The organism is Variovorax ureilyticus (assembly GCF_050632185.1).
In the GTDB taxonomy this organism is placed as follows: Bacteria; Pseudomonadota; Gammaproteobacteria; order Burkholderiales; family Burkholderiaceae_C; genus Variovorax; species Variovorax ureilyticus_A.
This window is the reverse complement of the sequence record NZ_CP192579.1, coordinates 3867761-3883421: the sequence shown is the minus strand read 5'-3', so window position 1 is coordinate 3883421 and position 15661 is coordinate 3867761. Positions and strand designations below refer to the sequence as shown.

Annotated in this window: 17 protein-coding genes and 1 pseudogene; 10 read left to right on the top strand and 8 right to left on the bottom strand. The window is 67.6% G+C overall.

Annotated features, from left to right (window positions below):
- Positions 1 to 12 precede the first annotated feature (12 nt).
- The gene (locus tag ACQ858_RS19160) at positions 13 to 147 is read right to left on the bottom strand and encodes a hypothetical protein (protein ID WP_431274163.1); all 135 of its coding nucleotides are present in this window, start codon (positions 145 to 147) and stop codon (positions 13 to 15) included.
- On the bottom strand, positions 138 to 830 hold the full coding sequence (locus ACQ858_RS19155; protein WP_431274162.1) for a LysR substrate-binding domain-containing protein: 693 nt from the start codon (positions 828 to 830) through the stop codon (positions 138 to 140). Before ACQ858_RS19155 ends, ACQ858_RS19160 begins: the two co-directional genes overlap by 10 nt.
- A 214-nt stretch (positions 831 to 1044) precedes the next feature.
- Between ACQ858_RS19155 and ACQ858_RS19150 the strand changes: the two genes are divergently transcribed.
- Positions 1045 to 1665 (top strand): glutathione S-transferase family protein, encoded by a 621-nt coding sequence (locus tag ACQ858_RS19150; RefSeq protein WP_431276903.1) that lies wholly within the window; start codon positions 1045 to 1047, stop codon positions 1663 to 1665.
- A gap of 515 nt (positions 1666 to 2180) precedes the next feature.
- Positions 2181 to 2471, top strand: coding sequence for a hypothetical protein (locus ACQ858_RS19145; protein ID WP_431274161.1), 291 nt, complete (start codon positions 2181 to 2183; stop codon positions 2469 to 2471).
- A 12-nt stretch (positions 2472 to 2483) separates the two neighbouring features.
- On the opposite strand, the gene ACQ858_RS19140 is transcribed toward ACQ858_RS19145, so the two are convergent.
- The 6 genes and pseudogenes from ACQ858_RS19140 to ACQ858_RS19115 all read right to left on the bottom strand — a co-directional run bounded on the left by ACQ858_RS19140 (position 2484) and on the right by ACQ858_RS19115 (position 7521).
- Positions 2484 to 3515: a serine/threonine protein kinase gene (locus ACQ858_RS19140; protein ID WP_431274160.1), complete on the bottom strand. Its 1032-nt coding sequence runs from the start codon at positions 3513 to 3515 to the stop codon at positions 2484 to 2486.
- 13 nt (positions 3516 to 3528) lie between these two features.
- A pseudogene (locus ACQ858_RS19135) lies at positions 3529 to 4646 on the bottom strand (DUF2855 family protein).
- A gap of 128 nt (positions 4647 to 4774) precedes the next feature.
- On the bottom strand, positions 4775 to 5203 hold the full coding sequence (locus tag ACQ858_RS19130) for an organic hydroperoxide resistance protein (RefSeq protein WP_431274159.1): 429 nt from the start codon (positions 5201 to 5203) through the stop codon (positions 4775 to 4777).
- A gap of 43 nt (positions 5204 to 5246) precedes the next feature.
- Positions 5247 to 5726 carry a MarR family winged helix-turn-helix transcriptional regulator gene (locus ACQ858_RS19125; protein WP_431274158.1) on the bottom strand — a complete coding sequence of 160 codons (480 nt, stop codon included), beginning with the start codon at positions 5724 to 5726 and terminating at the stop codon, positions 5247 to 5249.
- A gap of 95 nt (positions 5727 to 5821) precedes the next feature.
- Positions 5822 to 6637 (bottom strand): crotonase/enoyl-CoA hydratase family protein, encoded by an 816-nt coding sequence (locus tag ACQ858_RS19120; RefSeq protein WP_431274157.1) that lies wholly within the window; start codon positions 6635 to 6637, stop codon positions 5822 to 5824.
- A 35-nt stretch (positions 6638 to 6672) separates the two neighbouring features.
- A complete protein-coding gene (locus ACQ858_RS19115; RefSeq protein WP_431274156.1) occupies positions 6673 to 7521 on the bottom strand; it encodes a 3-hydroxybutyryl-CoA dehydrogenase in 849 nt (282 codons plus the stop codon).
- A gap of 163 nt (positions 7522 to 7684) precedes the next feature.
- On the opposite strand from ACQ858_RS19115, the gene purT reads away from it, so the two are divergent.
- The 8 genes from purT (at position 7685) to ACQ858_RS19075 (ending at position 15611) form a co-directional block, all read left to right on the top strand.
- Positions 7685 to 8887 (top strand): formate-dependent phosphoribosylglycinamide formyltransferase, encoded by a 1203-nt coding sequence (purT, locus tag ACQ858_RS19110; protein ID WP_431274155.1) that lies wholly within the window; start codon positions 7685 to 7687, stop codon positions 8885 to 8887.
- 24 nt (positions 8888 to 8911) lie between these two features.
- Positions 8912 to 9853 (top strand): alpha/beta hydrolase, encoded by a 942-nt coding sequence (locus ACQ858_RS19105; RefSeq protein ID WP_431274154.1) that lies wholly within the window; start codon positions 8912 to 8914, stop codon positions 9851 to 9853.
- 157 nt (positions 9854 to 10010) lie between these two features.
- Positions 10011 to 10796, top strand: coding sequence for an ABC transporter ATP-binding protein (locus ACQ858_RS19100; protein ID WP_431276902.1), 786 nt, complete (start codon positions 10011 to 10013; stop codon positions 10794 to 10796).
- The gene (locus ACQ858_RS19095; RefSeq protein ID WP_431274153.1) at positions 10796 to 11509 is read left to right on the top strand and encodes an ABC transporter ATP-binding protein; all 714 of its coding nucleotides are present in this window, start codon (positions 10796 to 10798) and stop codon (positions 11507 to 11509) included. Before ACQ858_RS19100 ends, ACQ858_RS19095 begins: the two co-directional genes overlap by 1 nt.
- A gap of 10 nt (positions 11510 to 11519) precedes the next feature.
- On the top strand, positions 11520 to 12389 hold the full coding sequence (locus ACQ858_RS19090; RefSeq protein WP_431274152.1) for a branched-chain amino acid ABC transporter permease: 870 nt from the start codon (positions 11520 to 11522) through the stop codon (positions 12387 to 12389).
- Positions 12390 to 12392: 3 nt separating this feature from the next.
- A complete protein-coding gene (locus ACQ858_RS19085; protein WP_431274151.1) occupies positions 12393 to 13382 on the top strand; it encodes a branched-chain amino acid ABC transporter permease in 990 nt (329 codons plus the stop codon).
- Positions 13383 to 13465: 83 nt separating this feature from the next.
- Positions 13466 to 14692, top strand: a complete 1227-nt coding sequence (locus tag ACQ858_RS19080) for an ABC transporter substrate-binding protein (protein WP_431274150.1) — start codon at positions 13466 to 13468, stop codon at positions 14690 to 14692.
- A gap of 175 nt (positions 14693 to 14867) precedes the next feature.
- Positions 14868 to 15611, top strand: a complete 744-nt coding sequence (locus ACQ858_RS19075; protein WP_431274149.1) for a helix-turn-helix domain-containing protein — start codon at positions 14868 to 14870, stop codon at positions 15609 to 15611.
- The last annotated feature ends 50 nt before the right edge of the window (positions 15612 to 15661 follow it).

The window sequence follows — 15661 nt, the reverse complement described above, 5'->3', positions numbered from 1 at the left end:
CGAGAGCCGGAATCACGCGGCCAGATACGCGCGCACCTCTTCCTGCAGCCAGCGCGCGAAGTCCTCCGGGGGCGCCTGTGTGCCGCCTTCGGGCCACACAAGCCAGTAGGGGTACGCATAGGGCACCCGCAGGTCTGTCAGCGCCACGAGTTCTCCCCGACGCAGTAGCGTATCGGCCACGCTGCGGCGCTCCAGGGTGACCCCTGCCCCAGGCGGGCAGCTTCGAGCGAGAGGTTCGAGTCGTTGATCCATAGCCCCCCGGTGGACGTGGGCTCGGGCAACCCTGCAGCTTGGCACCAGGGCGCCCAGGGTTCGGCCGAACGGATCGCGGGGTAGGCGAGCACTTCGGCCGGCGTGCGCGGCAGCGCTCCGCCCGTGAGGCCCGGCGAGGCCACCATCAGCAACTCGTCGTCAAACAGGCGCTGCCGCACCATGCCTTCCCACGGCCCATGGCCCATCCGAATCGCGACATGTGCTGCGCCCTTACGCAGGTCCTGAACTTCCAGGCTGGCCAGCAGCCGCACGCGTCGCCCGGGATGCCGAGCCTGAAAGCGGGGTAGGCGCGGCAGAAGCCAGTGCAGGCCGAAGGACGGCACCACCGCGACCACCAGTTCGCCGGTGCGAGGGCGGACGCGGAGTGCGCGCGTGGCCTCGCCGATGTCTTGCAACGCGTGTCGAACCTGCAGCGCGTAGAGGCGCCCGTTCTCCGACAGCCGCAGGCCGCGGCCCTCGCGCTCAAAGAGCGACAGCCCTAGCAGGTCTTCCAGCTGCCGCACCTGCTGGCTGACGGCCGAATGGGTGACATGCAGCGCCTGCGCGGCGCGGGTCACGCTGCCAAGCCGCGATACGGCCTCAAAGCAGCGCAGCGCGGCAAGAGGGGCAGGTCGGCGCTGGCGGGCGCGTCGCCGCCCGGATCTTCTTGAGTCATGTCAGGTTTTCTAACAGATGTGCCCAGAAAAAGTCGATGTTCGATGTCGACCTCAAAGTGTAGATTCCCATGGGATGCCGCAGGGACTTGCGGCCGAAGAAAGAAGAACTGAAATGATGCAACTTGTTGGCATGCTGGACTCGCCCTTCGTTCGGCGCACTGCCATCTCCCTGCAGCTGCTGGGGCTGCCCTTCGAATCCCGGCCGATCTCGGTCTTTCGACAAGTCGAGGAGTTCAGGCGCTTCAATCCCGTCGTCAAGGCGCCGACGCTGGTGTTGGCCGATGGCATGGCGCTGATGGACTCCAACCTCATCCTGCAGCATGCCGAGGCGCTCGCCGGACCGGCGCGCAGCCTCTGGCCGGCCGCAACCGGCGAGCACACGCGCGCACTGCGCCTCACGGGCCTCGCGCTGGCCGCCTGCGAGAAGGCGGTGCAGCTCGTCTACGAACGCGAGTTGCGCCCTCTCGAACGGCGCCACGCGCCGTGGACCGAGCGCGTGCACAGCCAGATGCTGGCCGCCTGGAAACAGCTCGAAGCCGAGTTGGGGAAAGGCGCGTTGCCCCGGGCCGCGGGAGGCCAGCCCATTGACCAGTCGGGGCTTACCATCGCGGTGGCCTGGCACTTTACGCAGCAACTACTGCGGGGCGCGCTATCAGAGCGGGACTTCCCGCATCAAGCGGCCCATTCGGAAGGGGCCGAGGCGCTACCCGCTTTTGCGGCCTGGCCTCATGCGTGAAGGGGCCGGATTAGCAGCTGGCGCTGCGAACCCGCTGTCGCGAAGCTCTCTCGTGGACGGTAGGTCATGGGCCCGCACGAACGCTCAGCGGACAGAGCGCGCACCGCAATGCAGTCTTCAGACACGAGGTCCTTGACGGAAGTCCTCCGACATCAACCAGGAATTCTTGACGTGGATTGGCGACTGTAAGGCGTGATGTGCGCATCGTGCCTTGCGCGGTCGCCCCATACGCAATGACTGCTGCGGCCACCCCTGGCTATACTGCGCCGGTCACGTCAAAAAAGCGTGATCGGGTGTGGAAGCCCGCGTAACCCGCTGCGACGCAAGCCGCAGTTTCTCCGCAGAGGATCTGCGGCTTCGCTGTTCGTGCCTCCATTAGGCGGCTCGGGCGGGGAGCCGTAAGGCTCGCCGGTTCGCGCAAGCGGGTTCCCGGTCTTCCACACCTGTTCGAGCCGCCGCCCCATGTGGAAGTGGGTTCGTCGGTCGCATCAACCGAACCCGCTGGGAGGCTACCCATGGCCAAGTCCAATCGCGCATCCGCGCCGTCTCTGCACAAGGCATCGTCATCCGCCCTGCAGCTCGACGACGATTTCTGCAATCTCAAGCAAGCGCTTCGTGCGGTTGCGTGTCTCGAAGGTCTGCTCTCACCGGTTCACCGAACGGGGCACTACGAGGAGTTCAGTTTCGAGCCCGGCGATCTGCGCGCGCTAGTCGCTGTGATCAACGCCGAACTGGTCCGCTGCACCGAGCCTGTCGACGATTCCATTCGTTCGTTGCGCAAGGCTCTCAAGCACAAGGTGCACTGAGCGCGGCTCGGGTCAGGCGTAGAGAGGCTCTTCCGCCATCGCCTCGCACTGGTCCTGCAGCATCTGGATCTGCCCCTTCCAGTAGTCGCTGGTGCCGAACCACGGGAAGTTGATCGGGAAGATCGGGTCCTCCCAGCGTCGCGCGAGCCAGGCGCTGTAGTGGATCAGCCGTAGCGTGCGCAGCGGTTCGATCAGTGCCAGTTCGCGCCGGTCGAAGCTGCGGAACTGCTCGTAGCCGTCGAGCAGGCCGCTGAGTTGGCCGGTGCGTTGCGCGCGATCGCCGGACAGCAGCATCCAAAGGTCCTGCACCGCGAAGCCGGTGCGCGCGTCGTCGAGGTCGACGAAGTGGGGGCCGCCGTCGGGCCGGTCTGTTGGCGTCCAGAGGATGTTGCCCGGATGAACGTCGCCATGCAGGCGCAATCTGGTGAGCGGCGGTTCAATGTCGCCCGGGCCTTTGCCGAGCGCCGTCGAGGCGATCATTTCGAACGCTTCGTTGCAGGCCACTTCCCACTCGCGCTGCACGTCGAGCGGCACCATGTGATGCCCGATCAGCCAGTCGCGCGACGCCGAGCCGAAGGTCCGCAGGTCGAGCGCCGGCCGCACGACGAACGGCTTTCGGGCGCCCACCGCATGGATGCGCGCGAGAAAGCGGCCGATCCATTCGAGCACCTCGAAATCGTCCAGCTCCGGCGCGCGGCCGCCGCGGTAGGGGCTCACGCTGAAGGCGAAGCCGCCGTGGTGATGCAGGGTGCGGCCATCGATCGCCATCGGCGGCACCGCCGGGACCTCGGCCGCCGCGAGTTCGGTCGAAAAGTCGTGCTCTTCGAGGATCTCGGCCTCGCTCCACCGGCCCGGCCGGTAGAACTTGACCACCACCGGCACGCGGTCTTCCAGGTACACCTGATAGACGCGGTTCTCGTACGAATTGAGCGCGGTGAGCCGGCCGTCGCCGTGCAGGCCGAGCGTGGCCAGTGCGTCGAGCACCACGTCCGGCGTGAGGCTCTCGTAGGGGTGGGCGTTGGCTTTTGCCGCAGAGGGAGTCATGCGGCGATTGTCGCTAGCTTGCGGAAGTCCTCGCGAACGAAAGGATGTGCCCGACGCGCGGATCACCCTTGCCGGCGAGCACTTCGGCATACGCCGCCTGCAGCGCGGCGTCGCCGTCGTGGTGCTCCACGCGCAGCCAGGGCGTCTTCGCGTCCATGACCCGACCGGTGAAGGTGCGCCAGGCTTGCGTGAGACGCTGGCCGAAGGCCTCTTCGCCCCATTCGCCGACGCGCTTCTTGATCTGCGCCGGCGCGAAGAAGAAGGTCGCGCGCGGGCCGGGGAGCGCCTTGGCGGTGCCGCTCGGCGCGAGCTGTTCGACATGCGTGCCGCCGATCACCGCGCTGTGCCTGAGCTGCGTGAAGCGCGAGTGGATCGCGCGGCGCAGCTCGCCGTTGCCGGCGAAGTCCACGTAGACGCAGGGGGTGTCGGCAGGGACCTGATCGAGTGCGTCGTAGGCGAGCACGCGGTGGTAGCAGCCGAGGCTCTCGCAGAAGGCCCTGTTGGCGGCGGAGGTGAGTCCGATCACCTGGATGCCTTCGCGCTGCGCGAGCTGGAAGGCCGTGCCGTAGGCGGTCTTGCTCGATGCGCTCGACAGCAGCACCGCGCCCGGCCGCGCACCGAAGAAGTCGTTGTCGTCCAGGAAATCGTCGATCAGCCACGACGTGATGAAGAGCGGCCGCAGCAGCGCCTGCACGTCTTCGGTGTCTGCCGTGTAGAGAGGATCGGATTGGCAGCGGAAGTACTGGTTGTAGACCGCCGGCAGCGCGGCCCGATGCTCGGCGCCTTCGGAGAGCATCCCGGGCGACAGGCGCCGGGGCGTCAGCACCGCGCCGGATGCCATCGGGAAGTAGCCGTACACCCGCTCGCCGACCGCGACGCCCGGATGCTGCGACTGCACCACCGTCGCAAAACCCCACACCGGGATGATCCCCCAGCCTTCCTCCCCGTCGGATAGAACTGCCAGTAGCTCATCGACTCGCCGAACGCGGCGTAGGTGATGTTGTTGGAGGTGAGGGCGAAGCGGTCGATCCGCACGCGGATCTGTCCATCGGCGAGCCGCGGGTCGTCGCCGGTGCGCAGGCGCGTGGAAGAGAGGTCGTCCTTGCGGACCAGGAATTGGGTCGTGCTCACGAGGTGCTCCTGTTGCCTTGGGCGGGGAGCACCTTAGCGCAGTGCGGCGCCGGTTGCATGAAGAAAGCCCGCCGGGCCGTCGCGCAGGCGACGCCCCCGGGCGGGCTCCGGAGATGCGCTCGCGCGGATCAGTGGATCGCCAGCTCGACCTCGACGTTGCCGCGCGTGGCGTTGGAGTACGGGCACACCTGGTGCGCGGTCTCGACCAGCAGCTTCTTCTGCGCGTCGTCGAGGCCCGGCAGCGTGATCGCGAGCTTGACCGCGATGCCGTAGGCCGCGCCGCCGTCGATCGGGCCGAGCGAGACGCTGGCGTCGATCGCCACGTCCTCAGGCACCTTGACGTTGATCTTCGGCGCCACCGCCTTCATCGCGCCGATGAAGCAGGCCGAGTAGCCGATCGCGAAGAGTTGTTCCGGATTGGTGCCGGGCTTGCCGGACCCGGGCGGGTTGAGCTTGACGTCGAGCGCACTGTCGCTGCTCTTGCCGGCGCCGCCGTCGCGGCCGCCGGTGGTGTGGGCTTGCGCTGTGTAGAGGACCTTGTCGAGCTTCTTGACCATGATGTTTCCTTCAGGTTGGTGGGTGGGACGGAGAAAACGGGGGCTACGCCGCCTTGATGCGGTCGCGCAGCTGCTGCATCTGTTGCGTGAGCGAGGCGATCTCGTCGAGCGAGCATTGCGAAGCGGCCAGGAGACAGGCTGGAACGCTGGCAGCGCGCGACTTGAGCCTGCGGCCGGCGGCGGTGAGATTGACGTGCACGCGGCGCTCATCGGCCACGTCACGGATGCGGGCCACGAGGCCGTTGGTTTCGAGCCGTTTCAGGAGCGGCGTGAGCGTGCCGGAATCGAGCGAGAGCTTCTCGCCGAGCTCCGACACCATGAGGCCGTCGCGCTCCCACAGCACCAGCATCACGAGGTATTGCGGATAGGTGAGATGGAGCTTTTCGAGCAGCGGCTTGTACAGCTTGGTCATGGCCAGCGACGCGGAATAGACCGCGAAGCAGAGCTGGTTGTCCAGTCGCAGCATCTCGTCAGCAGAGGGTGCGGAAGTCGCCGGGGTACGCATGGCGAGAATTGTAGTCATCAATTAAATTGCGTGCAATTTAATTTGTAGCTGGATGTTTGGGGATGAATCGTCCGGTGTGGGAGCGAGTGATGCGGCGCAGGGGCCGCACCGCATCAGCGCCCCGTGAACCGCGCCGGACGCCGCTCGATGAACGATCGCACGCCCTCCGCCGCGTCCTCGCTGTTGGCGAGTTCCTGCTGCACCGGGATGAAGTCCTCGACCGCGGCGAGCGGGCCGTTCTCGATGGCCTTCACGACGTTGAGCCGTGTCGCGACCACCGCGAGCGGGGCTTGCGCGGCGATGCGTTGCGCAATGCGCAGCGCTTCGTCGAGCTCCTGCCCGGCGGGGACCACCTTCTGCACGAAGTTCAGGCGAAAGGCTTCGGCGCTGTCGAACTCGTCGGCAGTGAGCAGATGCAGCATCGCATTGCCCAGTCCCGCGCGCTCGGCCATGCGCAGGGTCGCGCCGCCGGTGGCCATGATGCCGCGCTGCACCTCCATCTGCGAGAAGCGGCAGTTGTCCGCGGCGACCACGATGTCGGCGCCGAGCATCAGCTCGATGCCCACTGTGAAGCAGATGCCCTTGACCGCGACCACCATCGGCTTGGTGCGCCGGCGATAGCCGGGCAGCCCGAAGTCGTGCGGCTCGACCAGCCCTTGCGGAACGGCCTTCTCGCCGCGCTTCATGAACTCGGTGACCGCCGGCAGGTCCAGCCCCGCCGTGAAGTGGTCGCCGAAGGCATGCAGCACGCCCACCCGCAGCGAGGGATCGTCATCGAGCTGCGTGTACGCCTCGGCCAGCTGGCGGAACATCGGCGGCGTCCAGCCGTTGCGCTTGGCGGGGCGGTTGATGCCAATCAGCAGCACATGGTCGAGCACCTGCGTGTCGATGCAGCCCTCGGGCGGCGGCGTGGTGGGCGTGGCGGTCATTCAGCTTGTCTCCTTTATTCGCGTCCGTGGCAGTCTCAGTACGTGTACACGCCTCGACCGGTTTTCCTGCCAAGGTGACCTGCAGCGACCATTTCCTTCAGCAAAGGACAAGGACGGTACTTGGAATCACCGAACTGCTCCAGGTAGACCTCCATCACCGCCAGGCACACATCGAGGCCGATCATGTCGGCCAATGCCAGAGGCCCGATCGGCTGGTTGCAGCCGAGCTTCATGCCGGCGTCGATGTCTTCCGCCGTGGCCAGCCCTTCGGCGAGCACGAAGAAGGCCTCGTTGATCATCGGCACGAGGATGCGGTTGACCACGAAGCCCGGCGCGTTCTTCACCGTGATCGGCGACTTGCCCAGCCGCTCGGCCAGCGCCTTCACCGTGTCGTGCGTCGCATCGCTGGTGAGGTAGCCGCGGATGATCTCGACCAGCGCCATCAACGGCACCGGGTTGAAGAAGTGCATGCCGATGAAGCGGTCCGGGCGCGAGGTCGCGGCGGCGAGCTGCGTGATCGAGATCGACGAGGTGTTCGATGCGACGATCACCTCGGGCGGCAGCAGGGCATCGACCTGCTTGAGGATCTTGAGCTTGAGCTCGTGGTTTTCGGTCGCCGCCTCGATCACGAGCTGCGCGCTCTTGAGGTCGTCGTAGCGGGTCGAGCCCTTGATGAGCGCCAGTGCCGCGTCCTTCTGGGCGGCGGTGAGCTTGTCTTTCTTGATCAGCCGGTCGAGGCTGCCCGCCACGGTGGCGAGGCCCTTGTCCACGGCGGCCTGCGCGATGTCGATCATGACGACGTTGACGCCGGCGACCGCGCATGCCTGCGCGATGCCGTTGCCCATCGTTCCTGCACCAATGATGCCGACGGTCTGAATGGTCATGGGATTAGCTTCCTTGAGGTGAAAAATGAGGGGGCCCCGCGAAGTGTGCCGGCGCCGCGTGCAGCGATTGTGAAACAGCCCGGGCCTACCCTCGTTGCCGCGTGTGACAGCCGCGGGTGATTTACAGTGCCGCGTTCACTCTGCAAGCGACGGAAACCCGACCATGACCACCCTCGGCACGCCCCTTTCCCCCTCCGCCACCCGCGTGATGCTTCTCGGCGCCGGCGAGCTCGGCAAGGAAGTCCTCATCGCCCTTCAGCGCCTCGGCGTGGAGACCATTGCGGTCGACCGCTACGAGAACGCGCCCGGCCAGCAGGTCGCGCACCACGCGCGCACCATCACCATGAGCGACCCGGTGCAGCTCAAGGCGCTGATCGAGGCCGAGAAACCGCAGCTGGTGGTGCCCGAAATCGAGGCGATCGCGACGCCGATGCTCCAGCAGCTGGAGGACGCCGGCGTGGTGCGCGTGATCCCGACCGCCCGCGCCGCGCGCCTCACGATGGACCGCGAAGGCATCCGCCGCCTCGCCGCCGAGACGCTCGGCGTGCCCACCAGCCCGTACAAGTTCTGCGATTCGCTGGCCGAACTGCAGGCGGCTATCGACGGCGGCATCGGTTACCCGTGCATCGTCAAGCCCGTGATGAGCAGCTCCGGCAAGGGCCAGAGCAAGATCGACGGCCCCGCCGACGTGCAGAAAGCCTGGGACTACGCCATGGCCGGCGGCCGCGTGAGCCACGGCCGCGTGATCGTCGAGGGCTTCATCGACTTTGACTACGAGATCACGCTCTTGACCGTGCGCGCCCTCGATGCCGGCGGAACCGTGCAGACGCACTTCTGCGACCCGATCGGCCATGTGCAGGTCAGCGGCGACTACGTCGAGAGCTGGCAACCGCACCCGATGTCGTCCGTGGCGCTCCAGAAGGCCCAGGACATCGCCCGGAAGGTCACTTCCGACCTCGGCGGACAGGGCCTCTTCGGCGTCGAGCTGTTCGTGAAGGGCGAGCAGGTCTGGTTCAGCGAGGTCAGCCCGCGCCCGCACGACACCGGCATGGTGACCATGGCGACGCAATGGCAGAACGAATTCGAGCTGCACGCCCGCGCGATCCTCGGCCTGCCGGTGGACACCAGCCTGAAGAGCCCGGGCGCGAGCGCCGTGATCTACGGCGGCGTGGATGCCAAGGGCATTGCGTTCGACGGCGTCGCGCATGCGCTTGCGGTGCCGGGGATCGACGTGCGGCTCTTCGGCAAGCCCGAGAGCTTCGTCAAGCGGCGCATGGGCGTGGCGCTCGCGCACGCCGCCGACGTCGACACCGCGCGCCGCAACGCCAAGGAAGCGGCGTCGCGCGTCAAGCCCCGCCAGGCCTGATCCCTCTCAAACCCGGAGCCCGCCATGCTGCATCCCCAAGCCAAGGCCTTGATCGATCTGCTGATCGAAAAGGGCGTGCCGCCGACGCATACGCTGCCGCACACGGACGCGCGCAGGTATTACCGCGAGCGCCGCGCCATCACGCAGCCGGTGCCGGGCGAGGTGGCGCAGGTGCGCGACCTGAGCGCCGAGGGGCCGCACGGGCCGATCCCGCTGCGCTACTACCGCCCGCTGGGGTCGGACGCGGCGGCGGTGCTGCCGGTGCTCGTCTACTACCACGGCGGGGGCTGGACCATCGGCGATCTCGACACGCACGACACGCTCTGCCGCGAGCTGTGCAATCTCTCCGGCTGCGCGGTCGTGGCCGTCGACTATCGGATGGGGCCGGAGCACCGCTTTCCCGCTGCGGTGGACGACGTGCTTGCCGCTACCCGCTGGGTGCGCCGGCAGGCGGCCGCGCTCAAGGTCGACGCCGACCGCCTCGCGGTGGGCGGCGACAGCGCGGGCGGCAACCTTGCGGCGGTGGTGTCGATCGCGGCGCGCGATGCGGGCGACCTGCCGATCGCCTTCCAGCTCCTGATCTATCCGGCCACCGACCAGCGCCGAGGCCACGCATCGCACACCACCAATGGCCAGGGCTATTTGCTGACCCGCGACAGCATCACCTACTTCCACGACCACTACATCGACGACGCGAAGCACGACCTCGACTGGCGGGCTTCCCTGCTGCTGCGCGAGGACCTGGAGGGGCTGCCGCCGGCGCTGGTGCTCACCGCCGGGTACGACCCGTTGCGCGACGAAGGCCTGGACTACGCCCGTGCGCTCACCGATGCCGGCAACCGCACGGCCTACGTCTGCTTCGAGCGGCAAATCCACGGCTTCGTCACGATGGGCCGGATCCTCGATGAAGCCAACTCGGCCGTGGCGCTGTGCGCTGCCGAGCTGCGCCGTGCGCTGAAGCCCTGACGGCGCCCCAGGCCGCGCCGGCGAAAGCAGGGTAAAGCCCGCTATTGCGCGGGATCAAAGCCCGGTATCTTGTTGTATCAATGGTCTCCGCGCCCGTGAATCCATCGGGCGCGGCGGCTGGGTGCCGGTCGCAGTCCCACCGTGCAAGGAGTCGATCATCGCCTCGCCTGCCCCATGTGCCGATCTGCTCAACGTGGAAGGCGTCACCGTGCGCTTCGGCGGCATCACGGCGCTCGACAAGGTCTCGTTCGCGGTGGCGCCGGGGCACATCGTCGGGCTGATCGGGCCCAACGGCGCCGGCAAGACGACGCTTTTCAACTGCCTCTCGCGGCTCTACGCCTTCAGCGAAGGCCGCATTCTTTTCGAGGGCCGCTCGCTGCTCGCCACGCCGGCCCACGGCATCGCGGCGCTGGGCATCGGGCGCACCTTCCAGAACCTGGCGCTGTTCAAGACCATGACGGTGCGGCAGAACATCCTGCTCGGCGGCCATTGCCGCGCGCGCAGCGGCTTCTTCTCGAACGCGCTGCGACTGCCCTGGGTGCGACGCGAAGAGGAAAGGCTCGAGGCCCACGCCGACGAGCTCCTGGCGCTGCTCGACCTGCGCGGCGTTGCCGGCACGCGCGTCATGGACCTGTCTTTCGGCACCCAGAAGCGCGTCGAACTGGCGCGCGCGCTCGCCAGCAGTCCCAAGCTGCTGCTGCTCGACGAGCCCGCGGGCGGGCTGAACCACGAGGAGGTCGGCGCGCTCATGGCGCTGCTGCGGCAGGTGCGCGACCGGCTCCGGCTCACGATGCTGCTGGTCGAGCACCACATGAACCTCGTCATGCGCGTGTCGGACCGCGTGGTCGCGCTGGACTTCGGCCGCGTCATCGCCAACGGCTCGCCGGCCGAGGTGCAGGCCGATGCCGAGGTGGTGCGCGCCTACCTGGGAGGGGCCGCCTGATGTCCGCGCTGCTCGAAGTCCGCGGCCTCCGCGCCCAGTACGGCCCGATCAAGGTGCTGCACGGGCTCGACTTCGGCGTGGAGGAGGGCGGCATCACCACCATCCTCGGCGCCAACGGCGCGGGCAAGACGACCACCTTGCGCGCCGTCTGCGGCATGGTGAAGACAGAGGGCGAGATCGTCTTCGCCGGCAGCCGCATCGACGGCCGGGCGACGGAGAGCATCGTGCGCCTCGGCGTGGCCCACGTGCCGGACGGCCGCGGCACCTTCGTCGACCTGAGCGTGGAGGAGAACCTTCGCCTCGGCGCCTACACGCGCCGCGACAAGGGCGAGGTCGCGGCGGATTTCGAGCGCGTGTACGACCACTTCCCGCGCCTCAGGGAGCGCCGCCGCCAGCAGGCGGGCACCCTTTCGGGCGGCGAGCAGCAGATGCTCGCGGTCTCGCGCGCGCTGATGCTGCGGCCGCGCCTGCTGCTGCTCGACGAGCCCTCGTTCGGCCTCGCGCCGCGCATCGTGCAGGAGCTCTTCGAGATCTTCGGCGAGATCAACCGGCGCGATCGCGTGAGCATGCTGCTGGTGGAGCAGAACGCCGCGCTGGCGCTCAGCCTGGCCGACCGCGCCTACCTGCTCGAAACCGGCCGCGTGGTGATCTCCGGCAGCGCCGAAACGATCCGCAACGACGAAGCGGTGCGGCGTTCGTACCTCGGGTATTGACATGAGCGGCATGAACCTTCTGCTCCACCAGGTGCTCGCGGGCCTCGCCACCGGCGGCATCTATGCCAGCCTGGCGCTCGCGCTGGTCATGATCTACCAGGCCACGCATCTCGTGAACTTCGCGCAGGGCGAACTGGCGATGTTCTCCACCTACATCGCATGGAGCCTGATGCAGGCGGGCGTGCCGTATTGGGGAGCGTTCGCCGCCACGGTGGCGGGGGCGTTCGTGCTCGGCGTGCTGATCGAGCGGGTCATCGTGAAGCCGGTGGAGAACGCGCCCATCCTGTCGATCGTGATCGTCTTCATCGGCCTCCTGGTGATCCTCAACAGTCTGGCCGGCTGGATCTTCACCTACACCATCAAGCCCTTCCCGAGCCCGTTTCCGGCGCAGCCGCTCTTCGGCAATGCGTACGTCGGCTCGCACGAGCTGGGCTCCATCGGCGTCACGCTGGCCGTGCTGGTCGCGGTGTTCGTCTTCTTCCGATTCACGCCGCTGGGGCTGGCGATGCGGGCGGCGGCGCAGAACCCCGTGTCCAGCCGCCTCGTGGGCATCCGCGTCGGCTGGATGCTCGCGCTCGGCTGGGGGCTCGCGGCGGCCATCGGCGCGATCGCCGGGATCATGGTCGCGCCGAGCGTGTTCCTGGAGCCGAACATGATGGCCGGCATCCTGCTCTATGCCTTCGCGGCGGCCCTCCTGGGCGGCATCGACAGTCCGGGTGGCGCGGTGCTCGGCGGCTTCATCGTGGGCGTGCTCGAGAACCTGGCCGGCGTCGTGCTCGGCACCGAGCTCAAGCTGACGGTCGCGCTGGTACTGATCGTCGGCGTGCTCGTCATCCGGCCTTCGGGGCTGTTCGGCAAGGTTCACGTGAGGCGAGTTTGAGCCATGGCTGCACACGACGAATCCGAGCGCGGGCCTTCCGGCAGGGTGCGACTCATCGGCCTGTTGGTGGTGGTGGCCGTCGCCTGCGTGCTGCCCTTCCTGGTCAGCAACTACCGGGTGTTCCAGCTCACGCTGGCGCTGGTCTATGCGATCGCGCTCCTGGGGCTCAACATGCTGACCGGCTACAACGGCCAGATCTCGCTCGGCCATGGGGCCTTCTATGCCATCGGCGCCTATGTCGCGGCGATCCTCATGGACAAGTTCGGCGTGCCGTACTGGATGACGGTGCCCATCGCCGGTGCGGTGTGCCTCCTGGCGGGCTTTCTCTTCGGCCTTCCGGCGCTGCGGCTGGAAGGGCTCTACCTGGCGCTCGCGACCTTCGCGCTCGGCGTGGCGATGCCGCAGATCCTCAAGTACAAGCACCTGGAGGCCTGGACGGGCGGCGTGCAGGGCATCGTCATCGTGAAGCCCGACGCGCCCGAGTGGACCGGCCTCACGCAGGACCAGTGGCTCTACTTCGTGGTGCTCGCAATCCTGCTGCTGCTGTTTGCCATCGGCTGGAACCTGCTGCGCGGCCGCATCGGACGCGCGATGGTCGCGATCCGCGACCAGCCGATCGCGGCAGAGGCGATGGGCGTCAACACCGCGATGGTCAAGTCGCTGACCTTCGGCGTCTCGGCGATGTACACCGGCATCGCGGGGGCGCTGGGCGCGATCGTGGTCCAGTTCGTCGCGCCCGATTCGTTCTTGATCTTCCTGTCGATCTCGCTGGTGGTGGGCGTGGTGATCGGCGGCCTGGCGTCGATCCAGGGCGCGATCTATGGCGCGCTGTTCATCCAGTTCATCCCCAACGTGGCCGACCAGATTTCCAAGGCGGCGCCGTGGGCGATCTACGGCGTCTTTCTCATCGCCTTCATGTATGTGATGCCCACCGGCGTGGCCGGGATGGTGCAGATCGCCATCGGTCGACTCCGGCGGCGGCGCAAACGTTGACTGTTTGGAGTCCGGCCCGGTCGCGCCCGGCGGGCCCGTCCGGCTTGTGTTCGTTCGTTCGATGACATGGAAGGAGACACACCATGAAGTTCAGTCCAGACCGCCGTGCCGCCCTGCTCGCCGTCGCGGGTGCGGTGGCCCTGTCCGTCGCCGCACCGGCCGCCGCGCAGAAGAAGTACGGCCCCGGCGCCTCCGACACGGAAATCAAGCTTGGCCAGACGATGCCCTACAGCGGCCCCGCGTCGGCCTACGGAACCATCGGCAAGCTCCAGCTGGCCTACTTCAAGATGATCAACGACAGCGGCGGCATCAATGGCCGCAAGATCAACCTGATCAGCCTGGACGACGGCTACAGCCCGCCCAAGGCGGTGGAGCAGGTGCGCAGGCTGGTCGAGCAGGACGAGGTGCTCGCGCTGTTCAACACGCTCGGCACGCCGAGCAACACCGCGATCCACAAGTACGTCAACGCGAAGAAGGTGCCGCACCTGCTGCTGGCGACCGGTGCGACCAAGTGGAACGACCCCAAGAACTTCCCGTGGACCATGGGCTTCAACCTGAGCTACCAGTCGGAGGGCGCGATCTACGCCAAGTACCTGCTCAAGGAGAAGCCCAACGCGAAGATCGCGATCCTCTACCAGAACGACGACTACGGAAAGGATCTGCTCAAGGGCGTCAAGGACGGCCTGGGCGCGAAGGGCTCCAAGATGATCGTGGCCGAGGCCACCTACGAGGTGACCGATCCGACCGTCGACTCGCAGATCGTCACGCTGCAGGGCTCGGGCGCGGACACCTTCATCGACATCACGACGCCCAAGTTCGCGGCGCAGGCGATCCGCAAGGCCTACGACTCGGGATGGAAGCCGCTGCACATCGTCAACAACGTGGGCGCCTCGGTGGGTTCGGTGCTGGTGCCGGCGGGGCTCGACAAGTCGGTCGGCCTGCTCACGCTGCAGTACTACAAGGACCCGAACGACCCGCAGTGGAAGGACGACCCGGCGATGCTCGAATGGCGTGCCTTCATGGGACGCTACTACCGCGAGGGCGACCCGAAGGATGCCTCGAACGTCTACGCCTACCTCGCGGCGCAGACCATGGTGCAGATCCTCAAGCAGTGCGGCAACGACCTGACGCGCGAGAACGTGATGAAGCAGGCCGCCAACATCAAGAGCCTGAAGCTTCCGCTGCTGCTGCCGGGCATGACGCTGAACAGTTCGCCGACGGACTTCGCCCTGGTCAAGCAGGGGCAACTGGCGCGGTTCACGGGGACCTTGTGGCAAGGATTCGGTGACGTGTTGAGCACGTCGGATTGAAGTCCTAAGGGAAAGTCCCCGCGTCCCGGCGGACGCCGGGCGAACGGCCCGTCGCTACGATCGGCCCATGGCAGGTCGGCCATGGGGGCGGCCACCATCGCGCGGAGGATGGCATCTTGGTCAACAGGCAGACGAACGAGGCCGCCCCCGCGACGGCGGCCGGGGCGAGCGCCTCATGTGGATCACGGCCCAGCGGGTGTTCTACGCGGGCCTCCTGGGGGCGGCGGCCGAGCGCGCCTTGGGCGGGCACGGCGTGTACGTTTCGCCGACCGGTGCGCCGCTCTCCATCCGTATCGGCGGCGGCGCCCGGCAGAGCGGCGAATTGCTCGTGGTGCCACCGCAGGTACCGCACCAGGTCACGACCGAGCACCGGCTGGTGCTCAATCTCCTGGTCGAGGCCGAATCGGTGGACCCTTCGCGGCTGCCGCCCTTCATGCAGCATTGCGGGCCGGTCGATGCGCCGGCCTTCGTCCGGCGCGTCCGCGAGGCGCACGCGCGGCTGCTCGAAGCCTCGGTCAGCGGCAGCTTCGAGGGCTTCGAGTTCGATGCGCTCTTCTTCGACGAACCGCTCGCGCCGCGCACTCTCGATACGCGCATCCGCGCGGTGGTCGACCGCATCAACGCCGACCCGGCGGCGCCGACCTCGGCCGAGGAATGCGCAGCGGCGGTCAGGCTCTCGTTCTCGCGGTTCCTTCATCTCTTCAAGCAGGAAACCGGCGTGACCTTCCGTGCCTTCCGTGCATGGAAGCGCGCGCGCAGCCTGCTGTGCCACGTGCGGCAGGCTGCGTCGCTGACCGACATCGCGCTCGATACCGGCTACCCCGATTCGACCCACTTCAGCCATTCGATCCGACAGGTCTACGGCTTGCGGCCCAGCGACATCCTCGCCGGCTCGCGCCGGCTCGCGGTGCACCAGTGACGCACGGGTGACGCGCTGGTTCGCGCATGCGGGAGAACCCTCTGCGTCGC